Genomic DNA, 19,321 nt, shown 5'->3' on the forward strand with positions numbered 1-19,321 from the left:
GACCCCCTTAACCTTTTTTCATTTTTCATTGAGCTAGAATTCCTTTCTAGCTCTTTTTTTTGTGGGGAAAATTAGTGAGCTCATAATCTATGTCAGATAATCTGACATAAGTATTGCGAAAATTCACTCAACGACATAAAGTAATAAAAAACAGAGAAAATATTTAAGGAAAAGGAAGTGTGTGGGGATGACAACTGTATCTGTTCCGACTAGAGAGAGCCAAATTGAAGAGATTCGTGCAACGATTGAAGCGAAAAATGTAGAGTTGCTTCATATGCAATTTGTTGATATTGAAGGAACATTAAAGCATGTTACCGTGACGTCAGAACAACTAGATCAAGTTGTAAATGGACTAGTGATGTTTGATGGTTCGTCTATAACAGGATTTACTCCAATTAACCAATCAGACTTATATCTAACTCCAGATTTAAATACATTTGCTGTTTTACCTTGGACAGAGGAAGAAGGTTATTCTGAAGCGAGGTTTTTATGTAGTGTAAAAAAGCCTGATGGGTCGGACTTTTTAGGCGACCCCCGCAACGTTTTAAAGGAAACAGTTAAGCGTGCTGAAGAGAAAGGCTATTCAATCAATGTTGGACCCGAGCTTGAGTTTTTCTTATTTGAAACAGACGAAGAAGGACAACCTACTTTAAAAACACAGGATGTCGGCGGTTACTTTGAACCTTCGCCTAAAGATAATGGAGAAAAAGTTCGTTTAGCGATCTATAAAGCATTAAAAAAAATGGGCTTCACGATTGAAGCATCTCACCACGAGGTAGCAATTGGTCAACATGAGATTAATTTTAAATATGCAGATGCTCTAGGGGCGGCTGATGCTGCTACTACTTACAAATGGGTAGTTAAAACAGTGGCGGGCCAATACGGCTTACACGCAACCTTTATGCCGAAGCCTCTTGCAGGAGCAAATGGAAGTGGAATGCACACGAATATCTCACTTTTTGACACTGAGAAACAAGAGAATGCTTTCTTTGATGACACCGATGAGCTTGGTTTATCTGAAACAGCCTATCAATTTATTGCGGGGTTAATTGATAACGTGAAAGATTTTGTAGCTGTTACAAATCCACTTGTTAACTCGTACAAACGATTGGTGCCAGGGTATGAAGCTCCTTGCTATATCGCTTGGTCAGCATCGAACCGTTCAGCATTAATTCGTATACCAGCCACACGCGGAGCAGGGACACGCGTTGAAATTCGTTGCCCAGATCCTTCAGCTAATCCATACTTTGCATTTGCGGTAGTAGCTTCAGCTGGTCTTGATGGGGTAGAGCGTGAGTTAACAGCACCGCCGTCAATTAATGATGATATTTTCAGTATGTCTCGTCAAGAATGCTTTGAGCGTGGAATTCAAAATCTACCAACGAACCTTGAGTCGGCACTTGATCATTTTGAAAGCGGAAAGATTGGTCGAAATACTCTAGGAGAGCATGCCTACACGGAATACGTCGAATTAAAGCGTGGCGAGTGGGATGACTTCCGTACCACGGTTTCAGATTGGGAAGTGGCAGCATATCAAGCGAAGTTCTAAGGTGAAAAAGCACGCAAACCAAAAGGTCTGCGTGTTTTTATTTGTTTACATACTTTTATCTTTCATTTTTGCCGGGAACCCCCATTTGGCTGTAACCTTTTGAAAGACTGGAGTCTTAGAGGTTGTGAAGATGAGCAATCCACTCCAAATAAAGAGGAAGGCGATCAACTGAACGATACTAAATGGTTCGTTATATAAAAATACGCCCATAATCAGCATTAAAGTAGGCCCGATGTATTGCAAAAAGCCGATAAGAGATAAAGAGATTCGCTTTGCTCCGATTGAGAAGAGCAGAAGGGGAATCGCTGTGACAGCCCCGGCTCCCATTAAGAGGCCCCATGTCTCTATTGAATAGGTTGCTAGATTTAAAGTCGATGAATGAAATAGCCATACATAAAGCAGTGCAAATGGTGTCATGATCAACGTTTCAATCGTCAGTCCTACGAGAGCCCCGACATTAACCATTTTCTTCATTAATCCGTAAATGCCAAAGGTGAACGCAAGTAAAAAGGCAGCATATGGAATTACGCCATAATAAACGGTCATAAGAGAAACACCAATAAAAGCAAGAGCAAAAGAGATCCCTTGCCAGCGTGTAAACCGTTCTTTAAGAATAACCATGGCTAATAAAACATTAATTAAAGGGTTGATGTAGTAGCCTAGACTTGCCTCTATCATGCGCTCGCTTGTCACCGCCCAAATAAAGACGAACCAGTTCATTGAAATAAAAACAGAGGCTAAAATCATGCCAAAAGTTTGCTTCTTACTTTTCAATAGCCTCCGAACTTCTGCCACAAAAAAGCCAAGTTGATTCCGAAAGGCAAGAATGCCAATCATAAAAACAAGCGACCAAATGATACGGTAGGCGAGCACCTCACCTGGGGTGACATGCTCTAATTGCTTCCAGTAAAGCGGAAGGATCCCCCATAACAAGTAAGCGAAAATTGCTGCTATCATACCGACCCGATGTTCCGACTGTTGCAAGATGTCACAGCCTTTCTTATAAAAATAGCAGGCCTGACGAAGAGTCAGGCCTGAATCGATCTATCCTCTATTGGCAATATGCTTAAGTGGACCAACATATTGATTTAAACGGAAAGAGTGTTTAATCGCAGTGTTTACAAAACCTTTAGCTGTATGAATGGCTTCTTTTACTGATTTTCCTTTTGCAAGTTCCGCTGTAATAGCTGCTGCAAACGTACAACCAGCACCATGAGTGAAAGTTGTATCAATTTTTTCAGATTCAAGTAAAGTGAAATCTTCACCGTCAAAATAAACATCTACAGCTTTATCATGATCAAGCTTACTTCCACCTTTTACGACAACGTGCTTCGCTCCTAGTTCGGCAATTGTCGCGGCTGCTTCTTTCATTTCTCCGATTGTAGTAATCGATCCATGTCCACTAAGTTGACCTGCTTCAAATAAGTTAGGTGTGACAACTAGTGCCTTTGGAACAAGCACATCACGTAAACAAGCATCTGTTTCCGGATTTAGAGCTTCATCTGCTCCTTTACACACCATTACGGGATCAACTACAAAGTTAGAGATTTGATATTGGTCCACTTTTTTAGCAACAAGCTCAATAATCTCCGTGCGTCCGAGCATTCCTGTTTTAGCAGCATCGATTCCAATACCCGCTAATACCGTCTCCATTTGCTTCTCTAATAGTCCAACATCTTGTGGGAACACTTCATGATTCCAGTTGTTATGAGGATCCTGGGCTACCACAACGGTTAAGGCATTCATTCCGTAAACGCCTAACTCTTGAAAGGTTTTTAGATCTGCTTGTAATCCTGCTCCTCCACTTGTATCTGAACCTGCAACGGTTAATGCTTTTTTCATTGTCATAGATGTCCACTCCCTTTTCTGTAAAGGTCTTGCTTAATATAGTCGCTTCACTTGTTCTCCATTATACGGGATTGCACTAAAGAGTTAAATGATGAAATCTTGATATTTGGGAAAATAATCTTAAGGCTAGTGAGCTAATTAGTTGACGTATTAATAAATTGTAACTATACTTTAGTAAGTAAACAAAAAAGTATATAAAGTTTACTTATTTACTACAAAAGGAGAGAGATCAGAAATGGCTACTGTATTATTTGTAAAAGGAAATCCAAGAACAAAAGAGGAATCAGTTAGTGTCAAGATGTATGAAGAGTTCCTCTCTACTTATAAACAAGAAAACCCAGAAGATGAAATTGTAGAATTAGACTTGTACGCTGAAAATCTGCCGTATTTAGATGCCAATATGTTAAATGGATTATTTAAACCACTCCAACAAATTGCGACAACTCCTGAGGAAGATGCAGCAAGAGAAACGTCGGATCGTTATCTTGAGCAATTTATTGATGCGGACAAAGTTGTATTTGCTTTCCCACTATGGAACTTCACAATTCCAGCAGCTCTTCATACGTATATAGATTACTTAAGTAGAGCGGGCAAAACGTTTAAATACACACCAGAAGGTCCTCTTGGTCTAATGGGCGATAAAAAAGTGGCATTACTTAACGCTCGTGGTGGTATCTATTCAAATGGTCCAACGGCACAGCTTGAAATGTCAATGAATTATATGCGTAATGTGATGGGATTCTGGGGAGTCGAGCAACTTTCAACTGTAGTCATCGAAGGTCATAACCAAGTACCTGATCAAGCAGAAACAATCATTGCAGACGGGTTAGAAGAAGTAAGAAAAACAGCTAAAGCCTTTTAATCTTTTTCCTCAGGGTCAGCTTTTTGAAATAAAATAGACCCAAAAAATCCTGGTTCATCACATAGATGACCAGGATTTTTGTTTATGAAAGCTGATACGTTGATTTAAGTTGAGCAGCTAACTCTTTAGCAATTTCTTTCATTCCATACATATCGGCTTTTTGCTCTGCGTCTGGATTATAGTTCGTGTTTGTATTTACGTCGTAAGTGTACAAATTCCCTTGGGCATCACGGATAAATTCAATGCCTGCAAAATGAATATCATTGGCAAGTAAGAATGCCTCGTATTTATAAATAATCGGATCATCGAAGTCCTTAATGATTGTGAATTTATCACGTGGTTGCTCCGTTGTAGGGCAAAAGGCATCGCCAATTTGACAAGCGTCCGCCGGGCATAGCTCAAACCCTTCTGATGTATCTACTTCTACAGCATAAAAGAATCTACCACCAATAAATTCACAACGAGTAATCGTTGAATCAGGTGATTTAATATATTGTTGCAAAAGGGTGATGCCATCAACCGGTTCTTCAAAAGTTGGTCCCTCAACATATTTCTGCAAAGCTTCATGGTTATCAAATAACTGCACGCCAAGTCCTTTACCTGCACGGTTATGCTTCGTAATAAAAGACTCGCCTTCAAAAGATTCAGCAGCTTTTAAAATATACTCTTTCCCAACAGCTGCAAGAGTTTTCGGAGTTTCAATTCCAAAGGCTTCAAGTGATGTATACTGAGCGACTTTACTTACTTCAAGTTTTAGGGCACGACTCGTATTAAGTACGACTCGTCCATATGCCTCTAACCAGTCAAGTACAGCACCAGTAAACTCAGGGGCAAAACGGTGCTCTCGTGTATGAGAAGATGCACTCATACGATTATAGAAAATGCCTTCAGGAGGTTCTTTTGTAAGATCGATGCTTCCTTGGTCAAGATGCCATGTTTCAAAAGGGTAACCAAGTGCTTCTAGCTCTTTCTGAAGGGGCTCAGTCCACTCATCATTTTCATGAATAACGTAAATTTTAGCGCTCATTAAAAAGCTCCTCTCGTTAATCCTTATTAATCTTATAAGATATGTGTATTATAACGTATATCTAGAAGATAAGGTAATAGCTTGCTTGGAGATACGAATAAAATAAAAGGAAGAAGTTGCACCTCAACGCGCTCTGCGATACGATAACGCATAGAAGATTGACTTAGTGATTATACGCTTCAAAAAGGAGACGGTGCTAGATGAACGATCGTGACAAACAATTACGCGAGGCTGCTTATAAAGAAGTAGAAAAACATAAAGCTACAGTAGAAGAGGATCCATTTCGTTTAGGCTATCATCTCATGCCGCCTGTCGGATTATTAAATGACCCGAACGGATTTATCCAATTTAACGGAGTGTACCATTTGTTTTACCAATGGAATCCTTTTAGTACAGGCCATGGTGCGAAATTCTGGGGACATTATACATCAGAGGATTTAGTCCATTGGGAACATCATGAGATTGCTCTTGCTCCGAGTGATTGGTTTGATAAAAATGGTTGTTACTCCGGAAGTGCCATTGAGCATGATGGAAAAATGTACTTATTCTACACAGGGAATGTGAAGGATGAAAACAACCAGCGTGAGAGCTACCAAGTGCTTGTGGAATCTCGTGATGGCTATACCTTTGAGAAAAAAGGGGTTGTCGTGGAACTGCCTGATGACTATACAGCTCATTTTCGTGACCCGAAAGTATGGAAGCACGGTGAATACTACTATATGGTGGTAGGTGCCCAAAGTAAGGAGCTGACAGGTAAAGTCGCTCTCCTTCGTTCCATAGATCTCTATGAATGGGAACATCTTGGAGCTATTGCTGGAGCCGATATGGGATCATTAGAAGATTTCGGTTACATGTGGGAGTGTCCGGACTTGTTTGAACTTGATGGTGAAGATGTATTTATTTTCTCCCCTCAAGGAATTGAAGCTGACGGAATATTATATAACAATATTTATCAAGCTGGTTATTTTATTGGGAAAATGGATTATGAAAATGTGCGCTATAACCATGGTGAATTTATTGAAATGGATCGCGGCTTTGAGTTTTATGCACCGCAAACGACTCTTGATGATAAAGGGCGTAGAATTTTATTTGGGTGGCTTGGTATTCCTGAGGAGCGGGAAGAAGATCATCCAACTATTGAGCATAAGTGGATTCATGCCATGACGTTACCTCGGGAACTTCGCGTGCGAGACGGCAAGCTTCTTCAATTACCAGTTGACGAGTTGAAGAAACTTCGACGCGATGAGGTAAGTTATCCGGATGTCGTATTGAATGAAACAGAGCAAGCTTTTGTTGGGATTGAAGGAGAGCGTCTAGAGTTTGAGCTTGAATTGGAAAAGCAACCATCGGGACCAATCACAATTGAACTACGCAATCATGCATCGATTATTTACTCCCCAGAGAACAAACGCTTTACATTATCACGTATTAGCTTTGTTGATGGAAAGACAATTGAAGAGCGTCATTGCCAACTTGAAGAGCTTCGTAATTTCCGGGTGTTTTTAGACTCTTCAACCATTGAAATTTTCATTAATGATGGGGAAGAAGTTTTCACAGCCCGTATCTATCCTGACATTGAGGAGAAAAGTATTACCTTTAAGTCGGGACAAGCTGCATCTGTTCAATTGAGAGGTTGGATGTTATACTAAGCTAGTATGACAACTAAACGCACAAAGTCTACACAACCGTAGCAAGGGTCAATGTGTAGACTTTTTTCTTTGTAATAAAAGCATATTTATACGATGAGATGATTGATCACTCATCATGGTTTTAGGTCATACTAGAAATTAGTTGGTTGAAATGAGGGATAGTATGGATTCGTATAAACAGGTGGACGGAAAGAAGAGATTTACAGCTAAGCATTACTTGGCCTTTATCCTTCCTTCTTTCATTGGTATTTTACTTTTTATGACTCCTCTCGTGATTAATGAGGAGATCACAATTCCCGTTGCTTTTCTAGCAGGAATTGTAGAAGCGGCACTCATAGATGTGCTACCACTATGGATGACTATTTTACTTATTTTATCGGTGATTATGACGGTTATCGTAGTGGCAATAAAGCCAGCTTTCGTTAAGAAAAGTGAAATGGTACAAGCTCTATTTGATGTAGGTTGGACTTGGACGATTATACGTGCAGTCGGAGTATTGTTTGCGGTTCTTACATTAATGGAGTGGGGGCCTGAATTCATTTGGTCAGAGGATACAGGTGGTTTATTACTTTTTGATCTTATTCCTATTTTGTTCTCAGTCTTTCTTTTTGCGGGATTCTTCTTACCTTTGTTAATGAACTTTGGCTTAATGGAGTTAGTTGGATCGGTGTTAAACCGGATCATGCGTCCTTTATTTACCCTTCCTGGTCGATCATCGATTGATTGTATGGCTTCTTGGATGGGAGACGGTACGATCGGCGTATTGCTTACGAACAAGCAGTATGAGGATGGCTATTATACAAAGCGTGAAGCAGCAGTTATTGGAACAACCTTCTCAGTCGTTTCGATTACGTTTAGTATTGTCATTTTAACGTATATGAGTTTAGAGCACTTATTCTTACAATATTACGGCACAATTGTACTTGCTGGTTTTGTAGCGGCTGTTATTTGCCCGCGTATCCCCCCTTTATCAAGAAAGGCAGATACGTATATTACAGAAAAGAAATTTGATGCAACAGAAGAGAAACAAAGCTTTACTGCTTCGTTTAAATCAGGATTAGAGCAAGCATTAACTCGTGCAACAACGAATAATGGTGTTGCTAAAAATGTAAGTGGCGGATTGAAAAATGTACTTGATATGTGGTTAGGTGTCATTCCAGTCGTTATGGCGCTTGGAACAATTGCGCTTGTCGTTGCGGAATACACACCCATTTTTCAATGGTTAGGAGCACCATTTATTCCACTTCTTCAGCTTATGCAAGTTCCAGAAGCGACAGAAGCAGCGCAAACAATGGTTATTGGCTTTGCCGATATGTTCTTACCAGCCATTATTGGTAGTGGGATTGAAAATGAAATGACTCGCTTCATTATTGCCTGTGTATCAGTTACTCAGCTGATTTACATGTCTGAGATTGGTGGCTTATTGCTTGCATCAAAGCTACCTGTTAAGTTTTTTGACCTAGTAATTATTTTTATTGAGCGTACACTAATTACATTGCCGGTCGTTGTATTAATGGCCCATTTAATTTTCTAATGAAATGATGAAGGTGGGCTAGGACATATCTAAAAGGGTTAACTCAGGATACGAACGAAGCGCTAAATGAGCGGATGAAATATACGTAGACCTCCTGCGGGATGAAAAGCAGAGGTGAGACCCCACAGTGCGTAGCACGAGGAGGCTCACTAGCTTTCCGCGGAAAGCGAAGTATATTTCAGGAGCGGTATACATAGACCGCATCAGTAATGTTCGATTTCCATAAGTTAAAATACTTTTGTCCCAGCCTCTCTAATTGACAGACATTCACTATCAAATGATAAGTAGGTGGTCAATATGACAAAACAAATCATTGCGATAACAGGGGCAAGTAGTGGCTTAGGTGCTGCACTAGCAAAGCAATATTTGAAACAGGATGCACATGTATGTTTATTAGGGAGATCGAATACAACACTTGAAAAAGTGGTGGAGAATACAGTGGGCAGTTATTCAATCCACTCTTTAGATATTACAAACAAGACAGATGTGGCAAACGCATTTCAAGAAATTGAAAACGAGTATGGCTCTGTTGATATGCTGATTAATAATGCAGGCGTTGGCTACTTCGGTTTAGCAGAAGACCTACAAGAAGAAGAGATTAGCACGATGCTAGATGTCAATGTCAAAGGAACGATCTATTGTACACAAGCAGTCTTACCCAAGATGAAAACACGTAATAAGGGAACGGTTGTGTCGGTCGTCTCGACTGCAGGACTTCAAGGGAAAGCAAATGAATCAGGCTACGTCGCAAGTAAATTTGCTGTACGTGGTTTCACGGAAAGCTTGCAAGCTGAACTAGCAGATACGATGATTCGTGTGAGTGGCATTTATATGGGTGGTATGGATACACCTTTTTGGGATGGGATTTTCAAAGACGAAAAGAGGAAAACATTGATGCGTCCGGATGATATTGCAGAGATTATTATCCATAATTTAGAAGAGAGATCCAATCTTTCTGTTGATGAGATCGTGATTCGAAATAAAAAGCCAAAAAAGTAAACAAACTATTTGACGAAAACGAACCAAAGCGGTTAAAATGTAAGCGAAAACATAATAAGCGGGATTGTTACTGGTTAAGCAGGCAAGACCTAAAATGAACCAATGGGATACGTCTATCCAAATACGTAAACCTTGGCCATTTTAGGTCTTTTTTTGCATTCTTTGGATAATGATTCTGCTTATACAAAAACTATAGAGATTATCATTTGAGGAGGAAAAGAAATGGATACAAAAAAAGTAGCCCACGAGCTTGTTGAGTTACTAGGTGGAGCCGACAATGTTGTTAGTGCTACCCATTGTGCAACCCGACTTCGGATCGTTTTAAATGACGACGATAAGCCTAATAAAGAAGAAATTGAAGAGTTAGAGGGAGTAAAGGGTGTTTTCAAAGCTTCAGGACAATACCAAGTTATTTTTGGAACAGGTCTTGTTAATAAAGTGTATGCTGAATTTGCTGAGTTGACTGGCGTCGGCTCAAAAGATACAGATGGTGGAGAGAAGCAGGTTGATCATGCTCAAGCAGCCAAAAAGAAGATGAATCCTCTTGCTAGGATTGCTAGAACTTTATCGAATATCTTTGTGCCTATTATCCCGGCAATTGTTGCGAGTGGTCTTTTGATGGGTCTACTGGGAATGATGCAGGCATTTGAACTAGTGCCACCTGATAGCCCATGGATTCTATTTCTTGATATGTTCTCAAGCGCTGCTTTTATCATCTTGCCTATATTAATTGGTTTTAGTGCAGCAAAAGAGTTTGGTGCCAATCCATATCTTGGCGCTGTACTTGGTGGAATTATGACTCACCCGGCACTATTAAATCCGTGGACATTGGCTGATGCAGAACCGGAAACCATCCAATTTATTGGTATGAATGTTGATTTACTTGGTTATCAAGGAACGGTTATTCCTATTTTACTGGTAGTTTATATCATGAGTAAGATTGAACGTGGCGTTCGAAAGGTAGTACCAAATGCAATTGATCTATTAGTTACTCCATTTGTTACAGTAATTTTAACAGGGTTTATTGCAATGCTATTTGTTGGACCTCTTGGAACACTGATTGGAAATGGCTTAACATGGAGTCTTGATTATATTTACAACACAGCTGGCCTTTTTGCTGGTCTGATCTTTGGTGGGCTATACTCGACGATCGTCATTACAGGAGTGCATCACAGCTTCCACGCAATTGAAGCAGCACTTATTGCTGACTTTGGAGTCAACTTCCTACTACCGATTTGGGCAATGGCAAATGTGGCACAAGGGGGAGCCGGTCTTGCGGTATTCTTCTTAACGAAAAACCCTAAAATTAAAGAGATTGCGATTCCAGCTTCATTCTCGGCATTCTTAGGTATTACGGAACCGGTTATCTTCGGTATTAACTTGCGCTTTATGCGACCGTTTATCGGAGCGGCAATCGGTGGTGCCTTAGGTGGTGCGTATGTCGTATTCACAAATGTTGTCACAAATGCATACGGATTAACAGGTATTCCTATGTTTGCGATTGTAGCACCTTTTGGAATGGCAAATATTATTAACTATGCCATTGGTATTTTAATCGCAGCAGGTGGCGCGTTTGTTGCTACATGGATTCTTGGATTAAAAGAAGATGCTGAAAAAAAGAAATAAGAAAAGAATAAGTCTGACCTGCTCATTATGAGCAGGTCAGGCTTTTTTTATTTTTCTAACGCTGAAATCATCGGCTCTTCAGTTTTAGAAACGAGCCCAGAGGTTAGTTTGAGAATTCCGCTCCCTTGAGCTCTTCTACTGAAGTTTAGAGAGACGGTTCGTTTAATTAATTGAGCAAATAATTCTGTTTCTGTGAGTGTCCGTTCGAATTCTCTTTCACATTGTTCAATTAAAAGTGCGGCGGCACCTGAGACATGAGGGGTGGCCATAGAAGTACCTGAGAGTACGGCATATCCATTGTTTAAATAAGTAGAGATGATCTCCTCGCCAGGTGCTACAAGATCAATCGCACAATTAGTGTTACTAAAATCAGAGATTTCTTCATCTAAATTAACTGAACCGACTTGAACCACTTCCGGATAAGCGCCAGGATAAGCGTACTCATCCGTATCGTGATTCCCGTCTCCTTCATTTCCAGCTGCACAAACGACCAATATATTTTCTTCTACAGCTTGCTTAATGGCTTGGTGAAGCTCAGGTGTATCAATACGTCCACCTAGTGACATTGAAATCACGCGTACTTTTTCATTATTAGGACCTCTCCACTTAATAGCGTGATGAATGCCATCTGTAACCCATTTCGTATCCCCGTATCCTTGTCCGCTTAAAACTTTGATTACAAGCAGCTTCGCTTTTGGAGCGACACCAATAACTCCCTCTCCGTTCTCAGCAGCAGCGACTGTTCCGCATACATGTGTGCCATGTCCATTATAGTCTTCGTAGTTAGTCGCTTCTCCGTTATCATCAGTTGTGAAATTAAATCCATCAATAATTTGATCTTTAAATTCAATATGATCGGTGTCACAACCTGTATCAAGCACAGCTACTACCGTACCCTCACCAGAGTATCCAGCCTCCCAAAGAGATGGGGCTTCAATTAACTCGATTCCCGGTGGAACAACCTTAGTATCATTCAGCACTTTTTCGACTTTGAAAGGAATAAGGCTTACTCTACTCAATGTAATTCCCCCTTTAGTTTTAGGTGATTTAATAGAAGAAATGTTGTTAAATGACTCGACATATTTCCAATTTACCCTTACAATATAAATACACTTATATTTTAATTGAAAATTCCGAAAATAATCTGTATAAATTAGTGTAAATTGTATTATACTTTACTCGTAGGCAAAAAATCTTCTCATATAGGCGATTTCCTCAAGGGAATCGTCTTCTCTTTTTAGGTTTCTTTTTTCTAATCTCTTTATAGTGTTTAATTCCTAACATGACGGTAGAGAAGCAAGTGGCAGCAAGAACGAACAACGTCAACAACTGCTCAAGCAACACCATCACAACTATCCCCCCCTTTTTTACAAAAAGAGCCCTACACAGTAGTAAGACGACTGGTAGGACTCATGGTATAAGAGTCTGCATAGGGTGCTTCATATAGGTGCTTCACATTGTAAGGATAAAAATGGAATATATGTCACTTCTGATTGTACCACGTTTGTAAAACTCCCACAATAATAGTTGTATTATTCAGTAAATTACTCCTGTTTCATCTTACAATTCGACAGGAGTGTCCTATTACTTTCCTACTAGTTTGTAGGTAAGATGCTTGTCTAACCCGTTTTTCTCCATGTTATACTAGCAACAACTAAGTATGACTTGGAGGGTTAAGTCCGTGAGTATTTTAAAAAATGACTGGAATGAATTATTGAGTGATCAATTTGAACAATCTTATTATAAAGAGCTAAGGGAGTTTTTAAAAGGTGAGTACCAATCTGAAGTCGTGTACCCATCTATGCATCATCTTTTTGAAGCGTTGCAACTAACATCATATAAAGACACGAAAGTAGTAATTTTAGGGCAAGACCCTTACCACGGAGAGGGGCAAGCTCATGGTCTTAGTTTTTCAGTGAAGCCTGGTGTGAAAATTCCTCCCTCTCTTTTGAACATGTTTAAAGAGCTTAAAGAAGATCTAGGGTGCCCCATTCCTAACAATGGCTACTTAGTCCCGTGGGCCGAGCAGGGTGTTCTCTTATTAAATACCGTGCTATCGGTTAGAGGAGGACAGGCAGCTTCTCATAAAGGAAAGGGATGGGAGTTGTTTACCGACCGGATTATTGATCTGTTAAATGAACGAGAACAGCCGGTTATTTTTGTCCTGTGGGGAAAGCATGCTGAAGCAAAACAAGAACGGATCACACATCATCACCATCGAATCATCACGGCACCTCATCCAAGCCCTTTTTCGGCACACCGTGGTTTTTTTGGAAGTCGTCCCTTTTCAACGATTAATAGAATGCTAGTCGAATTAGGTGATGAGCCAATTGAGTGGCAACTGCCGAACCTGTAAACGGAACACCCCTTCAATTATTAGTTGAAGGGGTGTTTTATCTATTTTAAAGTCGTTGATGTAAGAGTTCAAGTAATGAATGGTTAATTAGGGAAAAGAAGAAAGACTTCAAAAAAATTTTTCAAAAAGGTAGAATAGTATGATGTAGGTAGCTTAACTAATAAGCACTTGAATATCATGAATCAAGATCTTAAAAACATAAAGGCAGGAAAGGGTTCGATTATGAATAAGAGTTTAACTGTAATGATCTTCCTGGCATTATTTAGTATAATTGGGTGCGCGAATGAAGAGGAAGCAACTAAAACTATTTATGTGGCGGCTGCTTCTGATCTGTATCATGCTTTAACAGAAATAGGGGAAGAATTTGCTAAGGAAACAAATGTTGATGTTGTATTTACGTTTGGTTCTACCGGATTGTTGACACAACAAATCCTAGAAGGGGCACCCTTTGATTTATTTGCAGCGGCACATGAATCGTATATTGATCAATTAAATGAGAGCGGTGCAATTGTTTTAGACTCCAAGCAAGTCTATGCAATTGGTCGCAATGTATTGGTTTATTCAGAGGGAGATACTCAATTAGAAGGTGAGCAGAGCCTTACAGATCCTGATATACAAACGATCGCAATCGCGAATCCTGAGCATGCGCCTTATGGAAAAGCAGCTAAGGAAACGTTGGAATCATGGGGGTTATGGGAAGAACTTCAAGATAAATTAGTATACGCTGAGAATATTAGACAAGCGTATCAATATGTTGAATCTGGAAATGCAGATGCAGGAATCATTGCTCTTGCTTTAATGAATGAAAGTGAACTACGCTATGATCTAATTGATGAGAAAACGCATAATCAAATTGTCCAAGCTTTAGGTATCCCTAGTACATCTGAAAATCTTGAGCTTAGTCAACAATTTGCAGAATATATGGTGAGTAAAAAAGGAAGAGAAATCCTTAGTGAATATGGATTCGAAGCGCCGTAATAATGGATACGATACTTACACCTTTACTTTTATCACTTAGAATATCTGTAGTGGCTACGGGGTTTGCTTTTGTAGTGGGCGTTCTTCTTGCTTGGTGGTTTGCTTTCTATAAGTCTAAACTCACTCAATTGCTCTCGATACTAGTGACCATTCCATTAATCGTCCCGCCGACTGTATTAGGCTATTATTTGCTTATCCTTTTAGGGCGCAATAGTACACTCGGTCAATGGGTCGAGAGCCTAACTGGACAGCCGATTATTTTCACCTGGAAGGCCGCTGTCATTGCAGCTGCTATTGCGGCTTTACCCCTTTTAATTAGACCGATTCAAGCATCATTTGAATCAATTGATGAGGGAATATTGGATGCCGCAAAACTAGATGGAGCTGGACATTGGCAGTTGCTAAAATTGATTATTGTTCCTCTCGCTTACAAAGGAATACTCGCAGGCCTCGTATTAGGTTTTGCACGAGCAATGGGTGAATTTGGCGCCACCATTATGGTAGCGGGTAACATCCCAGGCAAAACACAGACTTTATCGATTGCGATTTATGATGCTGTTCAAGCCAACCGAATGATGGATGCTCATTTAATGGTGCTCGCCTTGAGTGCAACAACGATTATCTTTTTAATTCTCTTGTCTAGATGGTACAAATCATAATTATAGGAGTTGATTGTATGAATGTGAAAACAGCCTATACTACCCTTGCAAATGGAGTGAAAATGCCTTGGCTTGGACTAGGAGTCTACAAAGCTGAAGACGGTACAGAGGTAGAAAAAGCAATTCATAGTGCACTTGAGGCAGGATATAGAAGCATTGATACAGCCTCGTTTTATTTTAATGAAGAAGGCGTTGGCAAAGCGATTAAGGAAAGCAATGTGCCAAGAGAAGAGATTTTTGTAACAACAAAAGTGTGGAATGATGATCAAGGGTATGAGGAGACTCTTGCCGCATTTGATAAAAGCATGAGTAAGCTAGGTCTCGATGTGCTTGACTTATACCTTGTTCATTGGCCAGTGGCAGATAAGTTCAAGGAGACATGGCGGGCACTTGAGACATTGTATAAAGCGGGAAAAGTGCGTGCCATTGGTGTGAGTAATTTTAATGTTTCCCATTTAGAAGAGTTAATGGAAACGGCTGAGATTAAACCAATGGTTAATCAAATTGAGTTCCATCCGTATCTTACTCAAGATAAAGTCCGTGCTTATTGTAGAGAAAATAAGATCCAAGTTGAGGCATGGCGTCCATTAACTAAAGGAGATATTTTTACGAATTTAACGGTGAAGCAAATTGCTGAAGCCCATGGGAAGACTCCTGCTCAAGTTCTTCTACGTTGGAATATCGAGCATCAAGTGGTCACGATCCCAAAATCAGTTACGCCACAAAGAATCGTCGAAAATAGCTTAATCTTTGATTTTGAGTTATCGGTAGATGAAATTCGACAACTCGACCAGTTAAATCAAGATAAGCGGTACGGTCCGGACCCAGACACATTTGAATTATAATTTGTTTAAAAGCCTTCCGCTCTCTATCGTGAAGGCTTTTAGCTTTATGACTAGGAAAGGGGGCCATATGTTGCAAAAGACACTCTTTCTCTTTGTTGCAACAATCGTTGGAGCGATATTCGCCTCGTTGAACGTTCCGGCAGGGTGGTTACTAGGCTCATTATTAACTGGCATTATCTGTGCTTTTTATGTTAAGAAGATTATCTTCTCTGACCAATTATTTAAGATTTCTTTAGCGATTATCGGAGGGAACATTGGATATATGGTCGTACCTGAGCAATTTCTCACTTATCATATGTTGGTTGGTCCTTTTTTGATTACTCTTGTATTAACGATTATTGGAGGGGTCTTATTAGGGCGATTTCTTCTTAGATATTCAGGACTTCACCCTAATACGGCCTTTTTCTGTTGTTTGCCAGGGGGTGCGTCTGAAGTGATCGCGCTTAGCAAAGATTACGGAGCTGATCAGCGTCTTGTAGCAGCCTTTCATACAACGAGGATTACGTTATTTGTGCTCTTTATACCTTTTATTGTAGGGCTAAGCCATCCAGTGGTAAATCCAGTTTTCACTTCAACTAATGTTTCCTTAATTGGCGGAGGGTTAGCGATTAGTGCATTAGTGGTCATCGTTTTTTTAACCCTTTGGTTAGGTACCAAAGTAAAATTTCCTGGTTCTGCTTTGTTTTTTGCCATTGCTTTAGGGTTTATTGCTCATCAATGGGTTCTTCCATCATCAGATATGCCTTTTTTTGTAACAGGGCTGGCTCAAGCATTGATGGGGGCGATTATTGGTATGCGCTTTGATAAAGAAACGTTTCATGAGATTAAACGTGTAGGGCGTATTAGTGCGACTACTCTTAGCTTGTACTTTTTGATGAGCTTTGGATTAGCAACAATATTCTTTTTGCTAACACCCATTCATTATTCAACCAGCCTGTTAAGCATTGTACCTGCAGGCGCAGCTGAAATGGCTTCAACTGCCACCGCTTTAGCGATAGAGCCAACCATGGTGGCTACACTTCAGATGTTAAGGGTTCTAGCCTTATTTCTTGCCCTCCCGTTTTTAATAAAATGGTTTGCTGTTAAACAATATGCCGAAAACCCACCGTGATTTTTAATCGCGGTGGGTCTCTTTGTTTATTGAGTAATTTGTTGATTAGGTTGAGTTGGGTTTGGAGTCATAGTTGCATTGGGCATTTGCGGTGGTGTTGTCGTTTGTGCAAAAGCCTGGGTCATCATTTGCATATCCTGTTGTTTTAATTGAGGTACTTGATAGTAACCATGCTTGTTTTGGTATAAAAATACTTCATAAGCCATCTCAATCATGTTAGGAACAGTATCAGCCATAATTCTGCGCAATACAGGATTTGTCATTTCAACGGCTGTCATTGCCATTGTAGAGGAAGTTGTTTTAAGCAGACCTAACATGTGAGCGGATAAGCCGGCTTCTTTAACTTCTGAAATCGATCGATTTGGCTTTTTAGGTTGTGATGGTGTGAGACCAAATACGACATCGTTGCTTTGTGTCATCTTGTAAACATCGGTTGATTCAGCTGCTGGCTTAGAACCAGTAGAAAAAGCGTCTACAGCTAAATTGTATTGACTCTCTAGAAATTGATACTGACGATCGAGGATATCAATTAATTCTTGATCTTTCATAAATGAACGGAACATCATATATTGGTCCATCACATTGATCATTCCAGCCAGAATTTCATGCGCATCAAATACCTCATGCCCACCATGGCTCATAGTTTGTGGTAACTGGTTGGATTGGATTGTTCCTGTTGGTTGTTGTTGATTCATTTGATTCATCTTATGACCTCCCAAAATCATTAGAGGACGAAAAATCCCCTTTTGTTACTCTCTCCCCATTCGTTTTTTTCATCCTGCCACTTTTAGCTAGTTGACCCTATAACCCCATAATAGTAAGCGTTTTCAATGGTTTTTCTTTTTTAAAAACCATGTCAGGATATCTAACAAGACAGTAGATTCTGAAAATTCGGAACGTATAATAGGACTTAACAACAGATGTTAGCTTACATGACGAAAAACGTCAGCAGAGCACTCAAGACATCATTACTTGTAAATAAACAATACCAAAAGGGGGAGTCAGTACGATGGATGAACTATTTTTGATGAATAACTTATGGGTTATGGTTTGTGCAGTATTAGTTTTGTTGATGCAAGGTGGATTTATTTTACTTGAAGCAGGTTCAACAAGAATGAAGAATGCAGGTCACATCGCAGGGAAGACAGTCTTTACAATCGGGATTGCCTCACTTGTCTTCTGGGCTGTTGGTTACGGATTTATTTACGGTGAGGGGAACTTATTTATTGGATTAAGTGATTTCTTCTTCGGTGATTTTACAACGATGTTCGATGGCTTAGCGGGTTCAGTTGATTTCTTTTTCCAATTAGCATTTGCAGCCATTGCTTTAACCATTGCGTTTGGTGGCTTTGCTGAACGTGCGAAATTATCAGCTTATATCGTCTTTGCTGTTTTATTCTCAGCCTTTGTCTATCCGATCGTTGCACATTGGATTTGGGGTGATGGTTGGTTAGCTGAATTAGGGAAGCAAGACTTTGCTGGTTCGACAGTAGTTCATTTAACCGGTGCAATGGCAGCATTAGCAGCGACGATTTTATTGAAACCTCGTCTTGGGAAATTCAATAAAGACGGTTCTGTAAATGATCTTGCTGGTCACAATCAAGTGTATACAGCATTAGGGGTTTTAATTTTATGGGTAGGTTGGTTTGGTTTTAACGCAGGGAGTACGTTAGGTGTAGAGGGAGTATTCTTTGGATACGTAGCATTGAACACACAGCTTGCTGCAGCAGCCGGTGCAGTCGCAGCTCTATTTATTGCCTGGGCAATGCTTGGGAAATCTGATGTTCCAACAATGTTAAATGGTGCTCTAGCAGGTCTAGTTGCGATTACTGCTTCATGTGCGTTTGTAGCACCTTGGGCCGCGGTTATTATTGGTATCATTGGTGGATTAATCGTATTCTTCAGTATGAAATTATTCGATAAAGCGAAAATTGACGATCCGATCTTTGCCTTATCTGTACATGGTGTAGCTGGTGTATGGGGTACGATTTCTACAGGGTTTTTCGCAACACCTCAACTTGCTGAATTAAATGGCGGAAGCGCTGGTTTGTTTTATGGTGGTGGATTCGCGCAATTAGGCGTTCAAACATTAAGTGTTATCGCATGTGGTGCTTTTGCATTCATCGCATCTTATGTATTACTTCTTGTTACAAAAGCAATTGTAGGTGGACTACGAGTATCAGAAGAAGAAGAAATTCTTGGCCTAGATCTAAGTGAGCATGGTAGCTACGGATATCCTGAAAGCATGCCAGAAAAACACGAAAAGCCAGGAGCTTAA

General features: G+C 40.1%; 18 protein-coding genes. 12 read left to right on the forward strand and 6 right to left on the reverse strand.

Translation table 11 applies throughout. The features are described from left to right. Positions 1-187 precede the first annotated feature (187 nt). Positions 188-1,549 (forward strand): type I glutamate--ammonia ligase, encoded by a 1,362-nt coding sequence (glnA, locus tag AB3N04_RS12000; RefSeq protein ID WP_368503013.1) that lies wholly within the window; start codon positions 188-190, stop codon positions 1,547-1,549. A gap of 45 nt (positions 1,550-1,594) precedes the next feature. On the opposite strand, the gene rarD is transcribed toward glnA, so the two are convergent. Together rarD and pdxK are read right to left on the reverse strand one after the other, a co-directional pair. Beyond that, complete coding sequence (gene rarD / locus AB3N04_RS12005) at positions 1,595-2,533, reverse strand: EamA family transporter RarD (protein WP_368503015.1); 939 nt, start codon at positions 2,531-2,533, stop codon at positions 1,595-1,597. A 60-nt stretch (positions 2,534-2,593) separates the two neighbouring features. Then, positions 2,594-3,397: a pyridoxine/pyridoxal/pyridoxamine kinase gene (gene pdxK, locus AB3N04_RS12010; RefSeq protein WP_368503016.1), complete on the reverse strand. Its 804-nt coding sequence runs from the start codon at positions 3,395-3,397 to the stop codon at positions 2,594-2,596. Positions 3,398-3,632: 235 nt separating this feature from the next. Between pdxK and AB3N04_RS12015 the strand changes: the two genes are divergently transcribed. After that, entirely contained in the window at positions 3,633-4,259 is a 627-nt protein-coding gene (locus tag AB3N04_RS12015) for an FMN-dependent NADH-azoreductase (RefSeq protein WP_368503017.1), read from the forward strand. Between the two features lie 82 nt (positions 4,260-4,341). On the opposite strand, the gene AB3N04_RS12020 is transcribed toward AB3N04_RS12015, so the two are convergent. After that, positions 4,342-5,286 carry a RimK family alpha-L-glutamate ligase gene (locus tag AB3N04_RS12020; protein WP_368503018.1) on the reverse strand — a complete coding sequence of 315 codons (945 nt, stop codon included), beginning with the start codon at positions 5,284-5,286 and terminating at the stop codon, positions 4,342-4,344. 200 nt (positions 5,287-5,486) lie between these two features. On the opposite strand from AB3N04_RS12020, the gene AB3N04_RS12025 reads away from it, so the two are divergent. The 4 genes from AB3N04_RS12025 (at position 5,487) to AB3N04_RS12040 (ending at position 11,094) form a co-directional block, all read left to right on the forward strand. Beyond that, on the forward strand, positions 5,487-6,935 hold the full coding sequence (locus tag AB3N04_RS12025) for a glycoside hydrolase family 32 protein (RefSeq protein ID WP_368503019.1): 1,449 nt from the start codon (positions 5,487-5,489) through the stop codon (positions 6,933-6,935). Between the two features lie 163 nt (positions 6,936-7,098). Continuing rightward, positions 7,099-8,469: a YjiH family protein gene (locus tag AB3N04_RS12030; RefSeq protein WP_368503020.1), complete on the forward strand. Its 1,371-nt coding sequence runs from the start codon at positions 7,099-7,101 to the stop codon at positions 8,467-8,469. Between the two features lie 297 nt (positions 8,470-8,766). After that, complete coding sequence (locus AB3N04_RS12035) at positions 8,767-9,468, forward strand: SDR family oxidoreductase (RefSeq protein ID WP_368503021.1); 702 nt, start codon at positions 8,767-8,769, stop codon at positions 9,466-9,468. A gap of 222 nt (positions 9,469-9,690) precedes the next feature. After that, complete coding sequence (locus AB3N04_RS12040) at positions 9,691-11,094, forward strand: sucrose-specific PTS transporter subunit IIBC (protein WP_368503022.1); 1,404 nt, start codon at positions 9,691-9,693, stop codon at positions 11,092-11,094. 47 nt (positions 11,095-11,141) lie between these two features. Here AB3N04_RS12040 and AB3N04_RS12045 read toward each other — a convergent pair whose 3' ends face one another. Continuing rightward, positions 11,142-12,113: a S8 family peptidase gene (locus AB3N04_RS12045; protein WP_368503023.1), complete on the reverse strand. Its 972-nt coding sequence runs from the start codon at positions 12,111-12,113 to the stop codon at positions 11,142-11,144. A gap of 196 nt (positions 12,114-12,309) precedes the next feature. After that, a complete protein-coding gene (locus tag AB3N04_RS12050) occupies positions 12,310-12,444 on the reverse strand; it encodes a hypothetical protein (RefSeq protein ID WP_277814310.1) in 135 nt (44 codons plus the stop codon). 331 nt (positions 12,445-12,775) lie between these two features. Between AB3N04_RS12050 and AB3N04_RS12055 the strand changes: the two genes are divergently transcribed. The 5 genes from AB3N04_RS12055 (at position 12,776) to AB3N04_RS12075 (ending at position 17,043) form a co-directional block, all read left to right on the forward strand. Continuing rightward, positions 12,776-13,450, forward strand: a complete 675-nt coding sequence (locus AB3N04_RS12055) for a uracil-DNA glycosylase (protein ID WP_368503024.1) — start codon at positions 12,776-12,778, stop codon at positions 13,448-13,450. Between the two features lie 222 nt (positions 13,451-13,672). Then, complete coding sequence (gene modA / locus AB3N04_RS12060) at positions 13,673-14,428, forward strand: molybdate ABC transporter substrate-binding protein (protein WP_368503025.1); 756 nt, start codon at positions 13,673-13,675, stop codon at positions 14,426-14,428. 2 nt (positions 14,429-14,430) lie between these two features. Next, positions 14,431-15,087 carry a molybdate ABC transporter permease subunit gene (modB, locus tag AB3N04_RS12065; RefSeq protein ID WP_368503026.1) on the forward strand — a complete coding sequence of 219 codons (657 nt, stop codon included), beginning with the start codon at positions 14,431-14,433 and terminating at the stop codon, positions 15,085-15,087. 17 nt (positions 15,088-15,104) lie between these two features. Beyond that, on the forward strand, positions 15,105-15,932 hold the full coding sequence (locus AB3N04_RS12070; protein ID WP_368503027.1) for an aldo/keto reductase: 828 nt from the start codon (positions 15,105-15,107) through the stop codon (positions 15,930-15,932). Between the two features lie 67 nt (positions 15,933-15,999). After that, positions 16,000-17,043: an AbrB family transcriptional regulator gene (locus AB3N04_RS12075; RefSeq protein ID WP_368503028.1), complete on the forward strand. Its 1,044-nt coding sequence runs from the start codon at positions 16,000-16,002 to the stop codon at positions 17,041-17,043. Between the two features lie 26 nt (positions 17,044-17,069). Here AB3N04_RS12075 and AB3N04_RS12080 read toward each other — a convergent pair whose 3' ends face one another. Then, the gene (locus AB3N04_RS12080; protein ID WP_368506037.1) at positions 17,070-17,738 is read right to left on the reverse strand and encodes a spore coat protein; all 669 of its coding nucleotides are present in this window, start codon (positions 17,736-17,738) and stop codon (positions 17,070-17,072) included. A gap of 314 nt (positions 17,739-18,052) precedes the next feature. On the opposite strand from AB3N04_RS12080, the gene AB3N04_RS12085 reads away from it, so the two are divergent. Next, on the forward strand, positions 18,053-19,321 hold the full coding sequence (locus tag AB3N04_RS12085; protein WP_368503029.1) for an ammonium transporter: 1,269 nt from the start codon (positions 18,053-18,055) through the stop codon (positions 19,319-19,321).

Source organism: Alkalihalophilus sp. As8PL (assembly GCF_040939795.1).
Classification (GTDB): domain Bacteria; phylum Bacillota; class Bacilli; order Bacillales; family Bacillaceae_D; genus Alkalihalophilus; species Alkalihalophilus lindianensis.

Excerpts from the sequence above, each read along its gene's own strand:
- glnA (WP_368503013.1), top strand. The coding sequence starts at position 188 with ATGACAACTGTATCTGTTCCGACTAGAGAGAGCCAAATTGAAGAGATT.
- pdxK (WP_368503016.1), bottom strand. The coding sequence starts at position 3,397 with ATGACAATGAAAAAAGCATTAACCGTTGCAGGTTCAGATACAAGTGGA.
- AB3N04_RS12015 (WP_368503017.1), top strand. The coding sequence starts at position 3,633 with ATGGCTACTGTATTATTTGTAAAAGGAAATCCAAGAACAAAAGAGGAA.
- AB3N04_RS12020 (WP_368503018.1), bottom strand. The coding sequence starts at position 5,286 with ATGAGCGCTAAAATTTACGTTATTCATGAAAATGATGAGTGGACTGAG.
- AB3N04_RS12025 (WP_368503019.1), top strand. The coding sequence starts at position 5,487 with ATGAACGATCGTGACAAACAATTACGCGAGGCTGCTTATAAAGAAGTA.
- AB3N04_RS12030 (WP_368503020.1), top strand. The coding sequence starts at position 7,099 with ATGGATTCGTATAAACAGGTGGACGGAAAGAAGAGATTTACAGCTAAG.
- AB3N04_RS12035 (WP_368503021.1), top strand. The coding sequence starts at position 8,767 with ATGACAAAACAAATCATTGCGATAACAGGGGCAAGTAGTGGCTTAGGT.
- AB3N04_RS12040 (WP_368503022.1), top strand. The coding sequence starts at position 9,691 with ATGGATACAAAAAAAGTAGCCCACGAGCTTGTTGAGTTACTAGGTGGA.
- modA (WP_368503025.1), top strand. The coding sequence starts at position 13,673 with ATGAATAAGAGTTTAACTGTAATGATCTTCCTGGCATTATTTAGTATA.
- modB (WP_368503026.1), top strand. The coding sequence starts at position 14,431 with ATGGATACGATACTTACACCTTTACTTTTATCACTTAGAATATCTGTA.
- AB3N04_RS12070 (WP_368503027.1), top strand. The coding sequence starts at position 15,105 with ATGAATGTGAAAACAGCCTATACTACCCTTGCAAATGGAGTGAAAATG.
- AB3N04_RS12075 (WP_368503028.1), top strand. The coding sequence starts at position 16,000 with ATGTTGCAAAAGACACTCTTTCTCTTTGTTGCAACAATCGTTGGAGCG.
- AB3N04_RS12080 (WP_368506037.1), bottom strand. The coding sequence starts at position 17,738 with ATGAATCAACAACAACCAACAGGAACAATCCAATCCAACCAGTTACCA.
- AB3N04_RS12085 (WP_368503029.1), top strand. The coding sequence starts at position 18,053 with ATGGATGAACTATTTTTGATGAATAACTTATGGGTTATGGTTTGTGCA.